This is a genomic window from Thiovibrio sp. Mzg5 (genome assembly GCF_055379285.1).
Window position 1 is genome coordinate 2648831 of the sequence record NZ_AP022872.1, and the last position, 13814, is coordinate 2662644.

Annotated in this window: 12 protein-coding genes; 11 read left to right on the forward strand and 1 reads right to left on the reverse strand. The window is 58.6% G+C overall.

What is annotated here, in order from left to right; genetic code table 11:
- Positions 1–8 precede the first annotated feature (8 nt).
- The 10 genes from ACZ46D_RS12285 (at position 9) to gspD (ending at position 10628) form a co-directional block, all read left to right on the forward strand.
- Positions 9–1685, forward strand: a complete 1677-nt coding sequence (locus ACZ46D_RS12285) for a GspE/PulE family protein (protein WP_464927727.1) — start codon at positions 9–11, stop codon at positions 1683–1685.
- Between the two features lie 471 nt (positions 1686–2156).
- On the forward strand, positions 2157–3380 hold the full coding sequence (locus ACZ46D_RS12290) for a type II secretion system F family protein (RefSeq protein WP_464927728.1): 1224 nt from the start codon (positions 2157–2159) through the stop codon (positions 3378–3380).
- Between the two features lie 2 nt (positions 3381–3382).
- On the forward strand, positions 3383–3826 hold the full coding sequence (locus tag ACZ46D_RS12295; protein WP_464927729.1) for a GspH/FimT family pseudopilin: 444 nt from the start codon (positions 3383–3385) through the stop codon (positions 3824–3826).
- Between the two features lie 20 nt (positions 3827–3846).
- The gene (locus ACZ46D_RS12300) at positions 3847–4419 is read left to right on the forward strand and encodes a PulJ/GspJ family protein (protein ID WP_464927730.1); all 573 of its coding nucleotides are present in this window, start codon (positions 3847–3849) and stop codon (positions 4417–4419) included.
- Between the two features lie 2 nt (positions 4420–4421).
- Positions 4422–4736, forward strand: a complete 315-nt coding sequence (locus tag ACZ46D_RS12305; protein ID WP_464927731.1) for a type IV pilus modification PilV family protein — start codon at positions 4422–4424, stop codon at positions 4734–4736.
- Between the two features lie 5 nt (positions 4737–4741).
- Positions 4742–5725 carry a type II secretion system minor pseudopilin gene (locus ACZ46D_RS12310; protein ID WP_464927732.1) on the forward strand — a complete coding sequence of 328 codons (984 nt, stop codon included), beginning with the start codon at positions 4742–4744 and terminating at the stop codon, positions 5723–5725.
- Complete coding sequence (locus ACZ46D_RS12315) at positions 5722–6864, forward strand: hypothetical protein (RefSeq protein ID WP_464927733.1); 1143 nt, start codon at positions 5722–5724, stop codon at positions 6862–6864. The genes ACZ46D_RS12310 and ACZ46D_RS12315 overlap by 4 nt, the downstream gene beginning before the upstream one ends.
- Positions 6861–7445, forward strand: a complete 585-nt coding sequence (gene gspM / locus ACZ46D_RS12320) for a type II secretion system protein GspM (protein WP_464927734.1) — start codon at positions 6861–6863, stop codon at positions 7443–7445. The genes ACZ46D_RS12315 and gspM overlap by 4 nt, the downstream gene beginning before the upstream one ends.
- On the forward strand, positions 7442–8230 hold the full coding sequence (locus tag ACZ46D_RS12325) for a hypothetical protein (protein ID WP_464927735.1): 789 nt from the start codon (positions 7442–7444) through the stop codon (positions 8228–8230). Before gspM ends, ACZ46D_RS12325 begins: the two co-directional genes overlap by 4 nt.
- 34 nt (positions 8231–8264) lie before the next feature.
- Complete coding sequence (gspD, locus tag ACZ46D_RS12330; protein WP_464927736.1) at positions 8265–10628, forward strand: type II secretion system secretin GspD; 2364 nt, start codon at positions 8265–8267, stop codon at positions 10626–10628.
- 91 nt (positions 10629–10719) lie between these two features.
- On the opposite strand, the gene htpG is transcribed toward gspD, so the two are convergent.
- Entirely contained in the window at positions 10720–12606 is a 1887-nt protein-coding gene (gene htpG, locus ACZ46D_RS12335; RefSeq protein WP_464927737.1) for a molecular chaperone HtpG, read from the reverse strand.
- Between the two features lie 326 nt (positions 12607–12932).
- Here htpG and ACZ46D_RS12340 point away from each other — a divergent pair, with 326 nt between their 5' ends.
- Positions 12933–13793, forward strand: coding sequence for an HDOD domain-containing protein (locus ACZ46D_RS12340; RefSeq protein WP_464927738.1), 861 nt, complete (start codon positions 12933–12935; stop codon positions 13791–13793).
- Positions 13794–13814: the final 21 nt, after the last annotated feature.

The following is a 13814-nucleotide window of genomic DNA, read 5'->3' on the forward strand; positions in this document are numbered from 1 at the left end:
GCGCCCTTATGCAATCCGCCTTCTTTCGTAAAAAAGAAAAGATCGGTTCGCTGCTGGTCACCAACGGCAGGTTGCAACCCGCCCAGCTGGAACGGGCTCTGGCCCATCAGGAAACCGTCTCCCGCAGGCTGGGGGAAATCCTGCTCTCGTTGGGTTATGTCAGCGAGGAGGATTTGGCCGCAGCCCTGGCCCAGCAGCTCGGCCTTGCCGTGTATGTGCCCCAGGAAGCGGACGAGTTTCTCACCCCGCCCATCTCCCAACTTTTTTTGAAAGACCACCCCTTCCTTCTCTTCCGGAGAGGGGATTCCAGCCCTTTCCTCCTGACCAGCGACCCCTTGGACCCCGATATCCTCGCCTCCGCCCGGATCACCCTGGGTTCGCCCTTTACCATCCAGGTCATCGGCGAGACCCAGCTCAAAAATCTGATCCGCGAGCATTATCAACTGGGCCAGCAGGAGAACGAGGCCGCCGCCATGCTCATCGACGAGGCGGATATCGATAAGCTCAAGGACATGGCCTCCGAGGCGCCGGTCATCAAGTATGTCAACAACCTGATCGATACGGCGGTGACGCGCCGGGCCAGCGATATCCACCTGGAACCCTTTGCAGACGGGTTGCGGATTCGGCTGCGCATCGACGGCATCCTCCACGATTACGAAATTCCGCCCCATGCCATGCAGCCCGCGATCATCTCCCGGACCAAGCTCTTGGCCGGGCTCGATATTGCCGAGCGGAGGCTGCCCCAGGACGGCAAGATCTCCATGCGGGTCTCGGGCCGCGAGATCGACCTGCGGGTTTCCACCCTGCCCACCATCTTCGGCGAGGGCGTGGTGATCCGCATCCTGGAAAAGGCCTCCATCATCTTGGAGCTGGCCAAACTGGGCATGGGCAGCCGGATCGAGGAGGAGTTCCGCCGCCTCATCGCCATGCCCGACGGGATCATCCTGGTCACCGGCCCCACGGGCAGCGGCAAGACCACTTCGCTTTATTGCGCGCTCAACCAGATCAACACCGGCGACAACAAGATCATCACCGTGGAAGACCCGGTGGAGTACCAGCTGCACGGCATCAACCAGATCCAGGTCCGCTCCGAGATCGGGTTGACCTTTGCCTCGGGGTTGCGCTCCATTGTCCGCCAGGACCCGGACGTGATCATGATCGGCGAGATCCGCGACCTGGAAACCGCCGAGATCGCGGTGCAGTCCTCGCTCACCGGCCATCTGGTTTTTTCCACCCTGCACACCAACGACGCCATCTCAGCGGTGGTGCGGATGACCGACCTGGGGGTGGAGCGGTTTCTTATCTCCTCTTCCTTGCGCGGCGTCCTGGCCCAGCGGCTGGTGCGCTGTATCTGCCCGCATTGCAAGGAGAAGCAGGGGATGCTCAGCGAGTTCGGCTACCAGCCGACGGGCGAGGATTTCCCCATTTACGAGGGCAAGGGCTGCGACCGCTGTTCCGGTACCGGCTACACCGGCCGGATCGGCCTCTATGAGCTGCTTGTGGTTGATGAGGCCGTCAACCGCGGGATTTCCAAGGGGTTGGACCTGATGGAGCTGCGAAAGATCGCCGAGGAACAGGGGTTTCAATCCATGTTCACCGACGGCCTGGCCAAGGTCCGGCAGGGGCTGACCACCTTCAGCGAGGTGGTCAGGGTCTGTAGGGGAACTGAAAATGGGGCAATTTAAAGGTTTGTCCGAATTTTCTGGGGAAGATGGCGATAATTCTGCGGTTGTTCGTTCTTTCTTCTTTTGCGTGCCCAAAAGAAGAAACAAGAAAAGGGCACCCCAGCCAGTCCTGGCCCTGCGGGCTTCCCTTGCTTCTCGACGAGGGCGGGACGCGGAAAAACTCGGGCTTTGCCCTCAAACAGTTCCCGCGTCTTTTCCCGCCCCCTTCTGCGAGGCGCGGCAGGACAAATGGGGGGATGATTCCCATTGGCACGCAGCCGAGCACCGGAGAGGCTGCCGAAAAGGGGATTTGCACTGTTTGAGGCGAAGCCGAGTTTGCAAAGCCCCGGCAGCATCGAGGAGCACAGGGCATCCCGCCAACGGCGGGACAAGAGACACAGGGGGCCCTTTCTTTGGTTCGTTTCTTTGGGCAAGCAAAGAAATGAACATACTAAATTCTAAATTCTTGTCGGATTTCCCTGGAATCCCCGGATGAGCCAATTTAAATACACAGCCCTGGACGCCAACAACCAGACCCAGGACGGGGTTCTTGATGCGCCGGATCAGGAAAGCGCGGCCAAACGGTTGATGCACCAGGGGTTGCGGCCCCTGAACATCCGTCGTCAAGGAGGCGGTTTCAGCCTGCCCCAAGGCTTTGCCTTGCGCTTGCGTTTCCGTCAGGAAAAATTGCATCGGGCGGATATCGAGTTTTTCACCAACCAGATCGGCTTGCTGCTCAAAAGCGGCCTGGCCCTGGACCAGGCGCTGCGGGTGATGAAGCGGCACAGCCATAAGCCCGTTTTCCAGCAGTTTGTCGGTGAGCTGGAGCAAAAAATCAAGGAAGGCAAATCCTTTTCCCAGGCCCTAGCCGATTATCCGCATTTTTCTCCCATGTACATCAACATCGTCCGGGCCGGGGAAGAGGGCGGCATCCTGCCCGCCATGCTGATGAAGATCGCCGGCTACCAGGCGACCTTTCAGGAACTCCAGCAGTATGTGATTTCCGCCTCCATCTATCCGCTTTTCCTTCTGGCCGTGGGTTTTCTCGCCATCATCATTCTGCTGACCACCATCCTGCCCCGGTTCGAGGTTTTGTTCGAGGGTATGGGCCAGCAACTGCCCGGCCATGTGGTGATGCTCATGGCCACGGCCAAGTGGATCGGCAGCCACCCCCTGTTGACGGCGTTGGTGCTGGTGGGGCCGCCGGTGGCGGCCTGGCGCTATTTCAAAAGCGCGGACGGCAAGGCCCGGCTGGACCACTGGGCCTTGCGGATTCCGGTGCTCTCCTCCTTTGTCCGCAACCTGGAGACCACCCGCATCTTTCGGACCATCGAGGTCCTGGTCAACAACGGCGTCCATCTGGCCGCAGCGCTCAAGATCGGTAGCGGCGTGGCGGTGAACGCCGAATACCGCCGGTTGCTCAACCAGGCCACCCGCGCCCTCCAGGAAGGCCGCCGCATCGGCGAGCGGTTGAGCGCGGAAAAGCTCTTTCCAGAACTGGCCACCGAGCTGCTCTCCATCGGCGAGGAATCGGGGAGGGTGGGGGAGATGTGCGGCCAGATCGCCGACCATTTTGAAAAGGAACTCAAGGAGCGGATCAAGCGGCTCACCGCCATGGTGGAGCCGATCTTCATCCTGCTCATCGCCGTGGTCGCAGGATACGTGGTGATCTCCATGCTTTCGGTTATTTTAAGTATTAACGATATCGCGGGCTGACAATGGCCTGCCCTTGGAGACCAGAGCAAAGCCTTGGCAGGCAGGGGTTTTCCCTTCTGGAACTGATCATGGTTTTGGCCCTGTTGGGCATCATGGCCGGGGTGGTGGCTCCGGCCACCGGCCGGTTTCTCGACCGGCTGAACTTTCGCCAGCAGACCGCGGCCCTGGTTGCAGGCACCCGCTATGCCCGGCTTATGGCGGTGGGCAAGGGCAGGCCGGTGGCGATGCGGTTTGATGGGCAATCCCATAGCCTCTCTTTCAGCGGCGCGGTGGAGGAAAAAAAAGAGGTCGAGATGCCGGCGGGTGCGGAGTTTGAACTCCGGCCGGAAACCCTGGTGTTTTACCCGGACGGGCTGGCAACGCCGGGCAGGATGGTGTCCCGCAGCGGCCGCCGCTCTCAGGAGTTTCGCATCGATCCGCTCACCGGCATCCCGGTGCAGCAATGACGGGCAGGATGTCGGCGACGGTGTTTTCTAAAAAGCTGCGTGGCCAGCGCGGGATCACCCTGTTTGAGCTGCTCATCGCCGTGGTGCTCTTGGGCATGGTCAGCACCATGATCTATTCGGTGCTCAATGTGGGGATCACGTTCAGCGCCAGGGGGGGCAAACACCTGGAGACCCTGAGCAGGGAAAAGAATCTCCTCAGCCTCCTGCGGCGGCAGGTGAACGGGGCCTGGTATGACCTGCGTTTTGGCAGGGTGGAGATCTCCGGGGGCGACGGGGTGCTGCGCATCGTCACCCGCCAGCCCCTGCTGCACCGGGATGCAGGCTCCGTGCTCGCGGTGTACCGGGTCAATGCAGCCGAGCAGGCTCTCTACTACCTGGAAAAAAAGGATTATTTCAACACCGACTATGGCGAGAAGTATCTGCCCGATTTCAGCGAAATGGTAAAGATGTATGGTGGGGAGCGGCCAGTGACTTTGGCCTTTGAGCCGGCGCAGAGCAGGGTGACCGTAAGCTTAGGCGGGGAAGCGTTCGCCTTTTCCCCCAAGTGCCTGCCGCCCGGCGTGACCCCGAGTTTTTCAGGCGGGGGGCAATAGGGATGGGAAGGGTGCATCCCCACGATTTGGGTAATTGTCCCCAGCTGGGTTTTACCCTGCTGGAGGTGTTGGTCGCGGTGCTCATTCTCAGCCTGGCCTATGTGGCGGTCTTGCAGAATTTTTCCCAGTCCAACGCCAACATCTTCCGGCTGGAAAAGGGACGCGCCACCGATTTGCGGGAGGCCATGGCCCTTGAGCAGCAGCTGCGGGGCACGGATCTCGCCGGGGAGGTATTGGTCCTGGGGCAGAAATTCGTCTTGAAAAAAATTGGCAGTAAAGACGGTCAGTTGGAAACCGTGAGGCTTGAAAAGCGCTGAAGACTATGGTATCGATTACCCAATGCCGCCTGCCCAAGGGGATGATTGCCGACAATAACCGGGGCTTTGCCCTGTTGGTCGTCATCATGGTGCTGCTGTTGGCCAGTTTTCTCGCCTCGCAGCTCAGCCTGGACGTGCGCACCGAGCAACGCCTGGCCGCCAATGCCAAGGCGCGCGACCGGGCGGCCATCCTGGCCGAGGCAGGTTTCAATATTGCGTTGTTTCGGCTCATGGACAAGCCCATTGCCCTGGAGGCGGAAGGCGAATACGGACGGCTGGTGCCCGGGCGCCAGTACACCCATCCCCTGAAGGGTGGGCAGGTTCGCTATCATGCGGCCAACGAGTCCGGCAAGATAGACCTCAATGCCGGCGAACCGCGGCTGCTGGAGCTTTTTCTGCGCTACCGGAAACTGACCATAGGTCAGGCGAGCGTTGTCCTCGACTCGCTGCAGGACTGGCGGGATCCGGATAATCTGCTGCGGCTCAACGGCGCTGAACAGGAATATTACATGCATCTGCCCGAACCATACATCCCGCGAAACGGCAGAATCGAAGACCCGGCGGAGTTTTTTCTCCTCCGGGGCACCAACCTTCTGACTGGGCAATTTCCGGCGGAGGAGGTCTTTACCGTCCATAATCCGGAAAAAGGGATCAATGTCAACAGCCTCACCCCGACCATGCTCGGCTTTGTCGTGAACGGCGATGAAGCCCGAATCCAGGCCTATCATGATGCCCGTCAGCTCCAGGGCACCCTCAACGCCGCCATGACTCGGCAGATTATCGGGGATGCCCGTTTTTCCGAGCTTGAGCCGTTTCTCCGTTACGAGGAAGGGAGATCAAGCCTCTATTACACCATCACCGCCACCGGGCAGGCTATTGCGGTGGGCAGTGGGGATAAGCAGGCAGGCCCCGGTCTGACCATCAATGCCCTGGTCCGGATTCTGGCCAATGGCTATCAGATCCTTTCCTGGCAGGAGCGCTACTCATGAGAGGGGCGGAGGTGATCATCACCGATCAAGGCGCCATCCGTCTGGAGGGCGGTCCACAAGCAAAACCGCATCCGGTCGAGGTTGTGATCACCCGGCTGCTGACCAGGGTCGGCCTACTTCCCCAGCAGAAAGCTGGTCCAGCCGTAACCGTGTATGTTGCCGAGGAGCTGCTTTTCTGCAAACAGTTCAGTCTGCCGGTGAAGGGCTCCGGCATCAAGCAGGCCATCGGCTATCAGCTGGAGATGCTCCTGCCGTTTCCGGCCGACACCTGTTTTTCCAGCTACGAAACGGAGCGGCGGCATAAGGAAACAAGCGTTACCCTCTATGCCGTGCCGGAAGAGGGTATTGCCCCCCATTTGCAGGAGTTGGCCCAGGGCGGGCACAGTCTGGTCGGCCTGTTCCCCTTGAGCCAGCGTTACGTAAGCCGCAGCCAGGCCAAGAAAAAATGGGCCTTGCTGTTGCCCGGCACCATGGCCACCCTCCTGACCTTTGCCAATGGCCGGTTGCGTCAGCGTTTGCTCTGCCCATCCCTGCCCACGGTTGGCGAGGCCATGGAGCTGAGCGGTTGCGAGACCGTCTATTTTCCCGGGGCTTCCGATGCCAGCGGCTTTGCCGATGCCGACACCCTGCTGGCCGACGAGCCCATTGGCAAGGCCTTTAATCTGCTGCCCGCCTCCTACCGGCGGCCCGATTATTTTAAAGTCCTGATTGCCGGGTTGGCGCTGCTCAATGTGCTTTCTTTGTTTCTGCTGCTTGGCATGAAGGAGTACCGCTTCCACTCCACCAGCAACCGGGTTGAGGCGGAGATCGCTAAGCTCCAGCCGACCATGAAAAAGATCAACGGACTGGGCAGCAAGGAAAACCGCAGCCAAAAAGAAATCGCCAGACTGGAGGAGATCGGCAAAAACCCCGACCTTCTTGTCCTTTTGACCAACCTGACCAATACGCTCCCGCCTTCGGCCTATCTTGAGCAGCTCCGGATGGAAAAGAAAGAGGCGGCCATCCTCTATCTCGACGGGTATGCGGACGACATGGGCGAGATGTCCACCAGCCTGCAGAGGCTGGGCGAGGTGAGCCTCAAGTCAACCAGCCGCCGCAACAACAAAAATTATTTTCAGATGGAGATCACCCTGCCGTGAACCAGATCATGGAGTTCATCCACCGGTTCGACCGGCGGCATCTCCTCGCTGGGGTGGCGGCGGTGCTGCTGGTTGCCAATCTCGGCAGCTGGGTCTTGGGCTATCTCGATTCCCGGCAGGCCGAACTGGCAGACCGCATGGCCATGCTGGCGCAATACCGCGAGGCTGTCCAGCGCTTGCCGGAGCTGGAGGATCGGGTCGCCCTGCTGGCTCGCCGGCAGCAGCAGTTGGAATCCTTTCTCTTCCAAGGCGAAAACGAAGAGAAGGTCGCCTCGGCCATGCAGATCATGCTGCAATCGGAGGTCAGCAACGCCGGGCTTGAGCCGGAGTTCATCCAGCCGGTGCGGGCAGGCGAAGGGGGCGGGGGCGATCGCAAGGAACACGGGGAGATCGCCATCAAGATCCGGATGTCCGGCGCGCTCAACGATCTTGGCCGATTTTTGCACAGCCGCTACGCCAGCAAGCAGTTTTTTCGGATCGAAAGCCTCACCATCAAGCCATTTAAGCCCGGAGAGTTGAAGATTTCCCTGGATGTTCGCGGGTACTACAAAATCGGCAAGGAGGTCGACAAGGCGATATGACGACCCGGCTTGCCATGGCGGTTGCGCTTCTGCTGGTGCTGTTGGCTCAGGCCTGGGGATTGGTCTCGGTCTGGCGGGATGACCCTCTGCAGAGTCTTACGGCCACGCGAAAAAAAGAGGGCCCGACCCAGGCCGCGCTGCCCGGAAAAATGCAGAGTTTGCAACCGATGGTCTCCGGCGACGTGCCTGATCTCAATCAGGGCTATATCTTCAATGCCGAGCGCAGCCTTGCCGGTGGAGGCGGGAAAAGCGGCCAAGCCCAGAATGCCGCGAACGTGGCCATCGACAAGATTCATTACAGCGGTTCCATCATCACCGCCACCAACCCGAGGGCGCTGCTCAGTTATGCGCTGGGCGGCCAGCCGGACTCCGCCGGCGGGGGTGGGGGGCAGAAACAGGGCTTTTTGCGGGTTACGGTCGGGGATACGGTGAACGGCTATAAGGTCACGGAGATTCTGCCGGAAAAAATCACCTTCAGTCGGGATGGCCAAAAGATAACGAAATTATTATATGATAAGGCAAAAGATCGGAGCCAGGAACCGATACCCCTGGCAGGCCGTGAGCAGAGCGGGACGATACCCGCAGCTCCTCCTGTTCCTCCGGCGCCAGGGCAGAATGCACCGCGGATTCTCGCCCCTTCTCCAGCCGCAAAAATGGCGGAACCGTTGCCGGCTCCTGCGCCGCGAAAACAGCTGAAGCCCAAGCTCCAGCTTCAGCCTCCACCGAGCGACGAAGAACTGCGGAAACACCCGCTGCGGAAACGCCCGGAGCCGCCACCAGAATGATGATAACCGTCGGAACAAAAAAGGGAATCCGTCCATGAAGCCTCGCCAGAGCCATATCTTGCTTGTTCTCCTGCTGCTCGTCCTTGGCCAGGGCTGCAGTCCCCCGGCCACCCGGCCCTGGGTTGATCTCAAGGAAATCAACGACCAGATCGTGAGAGGTCCGGCAAAAGAGCAGGCCCAGGAACCGGGCAAGGAAGCCGTTACCCCACCGACCCGGATTAAGGATATGAGCGTCTCCGCAACCCCTGCGCCTGAGAGGTCAAAGGATCAGGCCGGGGTAAAGCCGCACAAGGCCGAGCCGGCGGACGGGATTTTGCTCAACTTTGACAATGCCGATATCTACGAGTTCATCCAGGTTATCTCCGAAACCCTTGGCATCAATTACATCGTCGATCCCAAGGTCAAGGGCACCGTCAACATTCACTCCGCCCAGAAAATCGGCAAGGACCAGTTGTTCGGAATTTTTCAGAAGATCCTGCATATCAACGGGCTGGATGTGCGTAACGAGGGTGATTATTACTCCATTCATCCCTCCAAGGGCGGGGTGCCCCAGCAGATATACGGGCCGGGCGAGTCCGGTTCCCTCAAGGCCTCCTCGCGGCTGGTGGTGCAGATCATTCCGGTGGCGCATCTTGCCTCGGACGAGGCCAAGAAACTGGTGGAGCCGTATCTCTCCGAGATCGGCTCCATCGACAATCTTGCCAGCCAGAACACCCTCATTGTTCGCGATTTTGAAGGCAAGGTGCTGGATATCGTCAGTGTCCTCTCCCGCCTGGATATCTCGCCGCTTGCGGCGCTCAAGGTGCGGATGATCCGGGTGGAAAACGCGCCGCTCTTCACCCTGCGGGACGAGTTGCAGGAAATCCTCACCGCCCTGTCGGTAAACCCCAAGGAGCATGAGGCGGTTTCCATCATCGCCCTGGAGCGGGTCAACTCCCTGCTCCTGATCAGCAAGAGCGAGCAACTGCTGGACAGCACCGACCGCTGGATCAAGGAGTTGGATGTTGTTCCCGCCGAGGGCCGCGACCCCGTCTATTTCTATAACGTGCGCAACTCGGTGGCCTCGGAGCTGGCTGCCCTGGTGAACGCCTTTATCTCCGGGGGGGAAGCTGCTCCGGCTGCCGGGCAGATGAAATCAGGTCTTGAGCGGGAAACCGGCACAGGGCTGAGCAAGTCCACGTTGTCCAGCGGCAGCGGGGACACCCAGGCCAAGAGCCTGACCGGGCCGACATCCTCCGGGTTGAAGGCGGACACCGGGGCTGATACGGTGGGTTCGTCAGCGAGCGCTGGCAAGTCGGAATCTTTTGGCAAGACGACTGGCGCTGCGCGGACAGGCGCTGGCAAGCGGAGCGGCAAAAACCTCGCCAGCCTTCAGTTTGGCGGTGAGCCAAGCCTGCTCGCCGATGATGGCCGCAATATTATTTTGATCCGGGCGGAGAGGGCGGACTATCTCCGCGTACTCAAGCTGCTGGAAAAGTTGGACAATCTGCCCACGCAGGTGCTGATCGAGGTGATGGTGGCAGAGGTGACGTTGGATGATTCCTGGGAATTCGGTATTGAATGGGCCTTGAAAAACAATCAGCTCAAGATCGATGGTACGAAGTATGGCCAGACTTTTTCCTCAAATTTTGAGAAGGTTGTCAACCCTTCGGCCACGGCATACGGCTTCTCATATTCAGTTTTTAGAAATGCCAACGATGTTGTTGGCTTGCTCAACGCTATAGCCTCTAAAACAGATGTTTCCCTGCTCTCTTCCCCACAGATTCTGGTGCTGAACAACGAAGAGGCCTTTGTCAACGTGGGCGATCAGGTGCCTATTATTACCTCGCAATCCCTGGCCCAGACTACCACGGATCTTCCGACCTCCACTGTCCAGTATAAGGACACGGGGACTCTTTTGAAGGTTCGTCCACGGATCAACCACGATGGGCTGATTATCCTCGATGTTGACCAGCAGGTGAGTACGGCGGTCCCAAACCCGTTTTATGATTCAACCAATAAGGGTAGCATAAATTCGCCGGTCATCTCGACCAGAGAGCTCAAGACCAAGCTGGCGGTGAAGAATGGCCAATCCATCATGATGGGCGGCTTGATCAAGAAAGGCTCCAATAACGTGGAAAGCAAGATTCCTCTGCTGGGCGATATCCCGGGGTTGGGTTGGTTATTTAAGTACGGCAAAAAGAGCAACGCCAAGACCGAGCTTTTGGTGATGATTACCCCCTACGTGATCGAATCCGACGACGTGTTGGAGCAGTATATCAAGAAGTTCCAGGAAAAGACGCAGGGGTTGCGCCAGGGGCTTGGTGAGAAGCAATCTGCGGCAACTACTACGGCACCTGCGGCAGCGCGGCCAGCCGTCCGGGAAACACTGGAAGACAAGCGGGAAAACAATAACTGAGGGAGTAAGGTGGCTGATGCCACCCAGAAAAGACAACAAAAATGGGGCTGAAGATTTTTCTTCAGCCCCATTTTTCTTTTTCAGCTTGCGTTTATTTTCCCACCAGCCGCTCCAAAATCCTATAGCTCCGCGCCACCATGTTCCTCGGCTCCACCATGAGTCCGGCTTGGATCATGGCGTTGTCGAAGATCTGCTCCACCACGCTTGCAGCCACCTCACCATCCTTGTCTTTCAGTCCGGCCAGCCCCTTGATCAGGGGGTGGGTGGTGTTGATTTCGAGATTCTTGCCGCCGAACTGCTGCAGCCCCTGGCCGGAGGCGCGCATGATCCGTTCCATGCTGCTGGTGACAAAGCCGTCGGGATTGACCACCATGGCCGGGCTGTCGGTGAGGCGTTTTGAGGCGATGACCTCTTTCACCTGTTCGCCCAGCACCTCCTTCATCCATGTGGTAAGGGATTCGGAGTCCTTGGCGTCCATGGCCTCGCTCTGGGCTTTTTTCTTGTCCGCCTCGGTTTCTGCCGGGGCCTCGGGCAGATCGAGATCGCCGCGGTCGGCGGAAACCAGTTTTTTCTCGGCAAACATACTGAGGTGGCTCATGGCGAAATCATCGATGGGCTCCAGGGTGTAGATCACCTCGATATTGCGCTTTTTGAAGGCCTCGATGTAGGGGCCGTTTTCAATGGCTTCGCGACTGGGGCCGTTGATGTAGAAGATTTCCTTCTGTCCCTCGGGCATGCGCTCCACGTACTCGGCCAGGGAGGTGAAAATGCCGTCTTCGGTTTTGGAGGACTCGAAGCGCAGGAGTTTGGCTGCCTCCTCGCGGTAGGCAAAGTCCGAGATCACCCCTTCCTTGATGAACATGCCGAAGTTTTTCCAGAATTCGATGTATTTCTCCGGCTCGCTCTTGGCCAGCTCTTCCAGGAACTTGAGCACCCGCTTGGTCACCACCTTGTTGATCTTGGCGACCAGGGCGCTGTCCTGCAAGGCCTGGCGGGAGATATTGAGGGGGAGGTCTTCGCTGTCGATGACCCCGCGCAGGAAGCGCAGCCACTCGGGGAGGATGGTTTTGCTGTGCTGTTCGATCAATACCCGCTGGCAGTAGAGATTGACCCCCGGTTCCATGCGGCCGAAACCCATGGTCTCGAAATTTTCCTTGGGGATGAAGAGCAGGGTCTTGATAGCCAGGGGGGCGTCCGCGGAAAAATGGAGTCGGGCCAGGGGCTCGTCATAGGCATTGGCAATGAATTTGTAAAACTCGGTGTAGGCGTCCTCGGTGATCTCGCTCTTGCCCAGGGTCCAGATGGCCTGCACCGTGTTGATTGCCTCGCCCTTGAGCTTGATGGGGAAAGGAACAAAGCTGGAATACTGCTTGATAATCCTGCGGATGGTAGCCTCGTTGGCATACTCCTTGGCCTCGTCGGTGAGTTCCAGGACGATGCTGGTGCCGCGCCGGATGCCGGGGCACATGGCGATGGTGAAGGTGCCGCCGCCGTCGGATATCCACTCATGGCCCATGTCATCCATGCGGAAGGAGCGCGATTTGACGCTGACCTTCTTGGCGACCATGAAGGCGGCGTAAAAACCCACGCCGAACTGGCCGATGAGGTTCACATCCTTGCGGTCTGTCTCGGAGAGCTTGCTGAAAAATGTTTTGGAGCCGGAATGGGCGATGGTGCCCAGGTTGGCCTCCAGCTCGCCGCGGTCCATGCCGATGCCGGAATCGGTGATGGTGAGGGTGTTTGCCTTCTCGTCAAACTCGATGACGATCTCCAGGGGCACATGGCTGTCGAAAACCTCCTCCTCCACCACGCTCTGGTGCCGGAATTTTTCCAGGGCATCCGCGGCGTTGGAGATCAATTCGCGTAGGAAGATCTCCTTTTCCGTGTAGAGCGAATGGATCACGATATCGAGCATTTTTTTTACTTCGGCCTGAAATTCCTTGGTCTCTGTCTGGCTGGCGGTTTTCTTGGGACTCATTGTTTCTCTCTCTGAAATGGATTCGTTGGGGCATTGCAGGCGTTTGTGTCCGCAGCCCGGAATGATTCTTTTGCTACCGAAAACGGCAAGTTTCGTCAAAAATAATCATCCCCAAGGCCCTGTCAAGCTGCGGCAAGCCATGGTGCATAAATACCTGAAACATGAAGATGGTGGTTTGCTGCGGTTAACGGCGAGAGTGTTTTCGGAATGGCTCCTAAACATTTACAACTGCGTCCGGATATGTGATAATCGCCCCGTTGGTATCGTGTTTTATTTGCCCGTTGTGGGCCATGAATCGACCCAGACCTTTTGAACCGGGAAAAGCGATGATGGATGTAGCTGCAGAATATGTCAGGGATGTGGAAAAGATTGCTCCGTGTCCGGAGGTGGCGTTGGACGTCCTGTCCATGGCCCATGCGCCGGATTGTTCTATCCCGAAGTTGTCGGAAAAGATAGAGCAGGATCCGGGGCTCACGGCCAACATGCTGCACATGGCCAACTCCGCCTACTTCGGCCACATGAAAAAAATCACCTCGGTCAAGGACATCATCGTCCGCATGGGGGTGGACGCGGTCAAGATCATCTCCATCACCAGCGCTTCGGTCGGGTTGCTCAAGTTGCCGCAGGAAGCCTATGCTCTGGGCCGGGGCGAACTCTGGCGCCACTCCTTTGCCGTGGCCATTCTGGCCAACATCATTGCCCGCTATGCCAAGGCCAGGGACACCTCCGCCATTTACACCGCGGGTCTGCTCCATGACGTGGGCAAGGTGATCCTGGATCGGCCCTTACAGGTGGCGAGCTACAGCCGGGATGAAAACGACGGGCAGGCGGAACTGCTGGCCGTGGAACGCAACCTGCTGCATACGGATCACGCCGAGGTGGGTATGGCTCTGCTGGAAAAATGGGGTCTGCCGGAGGCGGTTTGCGTGCCGGTTGGTCTGCACCATGACATGACCCAGGCCCAGTCAAAAAGGCTGGGGGCCAAAATCATCTATCTGGCCAATCATCTGGTGCATCTTACCGAATACGATGGAGGCAGCGCCGGGGATTTCTTTTTTGACGTGCTGGCCTACGAGAGCATGAAAGAGGAGCTGCCCGAGGTGCCGAATTTTGAAAACAATATGCGGTTAATTATCGAAGAGTTTGTTGATAAGTATCAGGATGCTGTCGCCGTGTTCAGTCTTTAGTCCGGCGTAGGTCGGAGCCCC

Excerpts from the sequence above, each read along its gene's own strand:
- ACZ46D_RS12310 (WP_464927732.1), top strand. The coding sequence starts at position 4,742 with ATGGTATCGATTACCCAATGCCGCCTGCCCAAGGGGATGATTGCCGAC.
- ACZ46D_RS12305 (WP_464927731.1), top strand. The coding sequence starts at position 4,422 with ATGGGAAGGGTGCATCCCCACGATTTGGGTAATTGTCCCCAGCTGGGT.
- ACZ46D_RS12290 (WP_464927728.1), top strand. The coding sequence starts at position 2,157 with ATGAGCCAATTTAAATACACAGCCCTGGACGCCAACAACCAGACCCAG.
- htpG (WP_464927737.1), bottom strand. The coding sequence starts at position 12,606 with ATGAGTCCCAAGAAAACCGCCAGCCAGACAGAGACCAAGGAATTTCAG.
- ACZ46D_RS12325 (WP_464927735.1), top strand. The coding sequence starts at position 7,442 with ATGACGACCCGGCTTGCCATGGCGGTTGCGCTTCTGCTGGTGCTGTTG.
- ACZ46D_RS12315 (WP_464927733.1), top strand. The coding sequence starts at position 5,722 with ATGAGAGGGGCGGAGGTGATCATCACCGATCAAGGCGCCATCCGTCTG.
- ACZ46D_RS12340 (WP_464927738.1), top strand. The coding sequence starts at position 12,933 with ATGATGGATGTAGCTGCAGAATATGTCAGGGATGTGGAAAAGATTGCT.
- ACZ46D_RS12295 (WP_464927729.1), top strand. The coding sequence starts at position 3,383 with ATGGCCTGCCCTTGGAGACCAGAGCAAAGCCTTGGCAGGCAGGGGTTT.
- ACZ46D_RS12285 (WP_464927727.1), top strand. The coding sequence starts at position 9 with ATGCAATCCGCCTTCTTTCGTAAAAAAGAAAAGATCGGTTCGCTGCTG.
- gspD (WP_464927736.1), top strand. The coding sequence starts at position 8,265 with ATGAAGCCTCGCCAGAGCCATATCTTGCTTGTTCTCCTGCTGCTCGTC.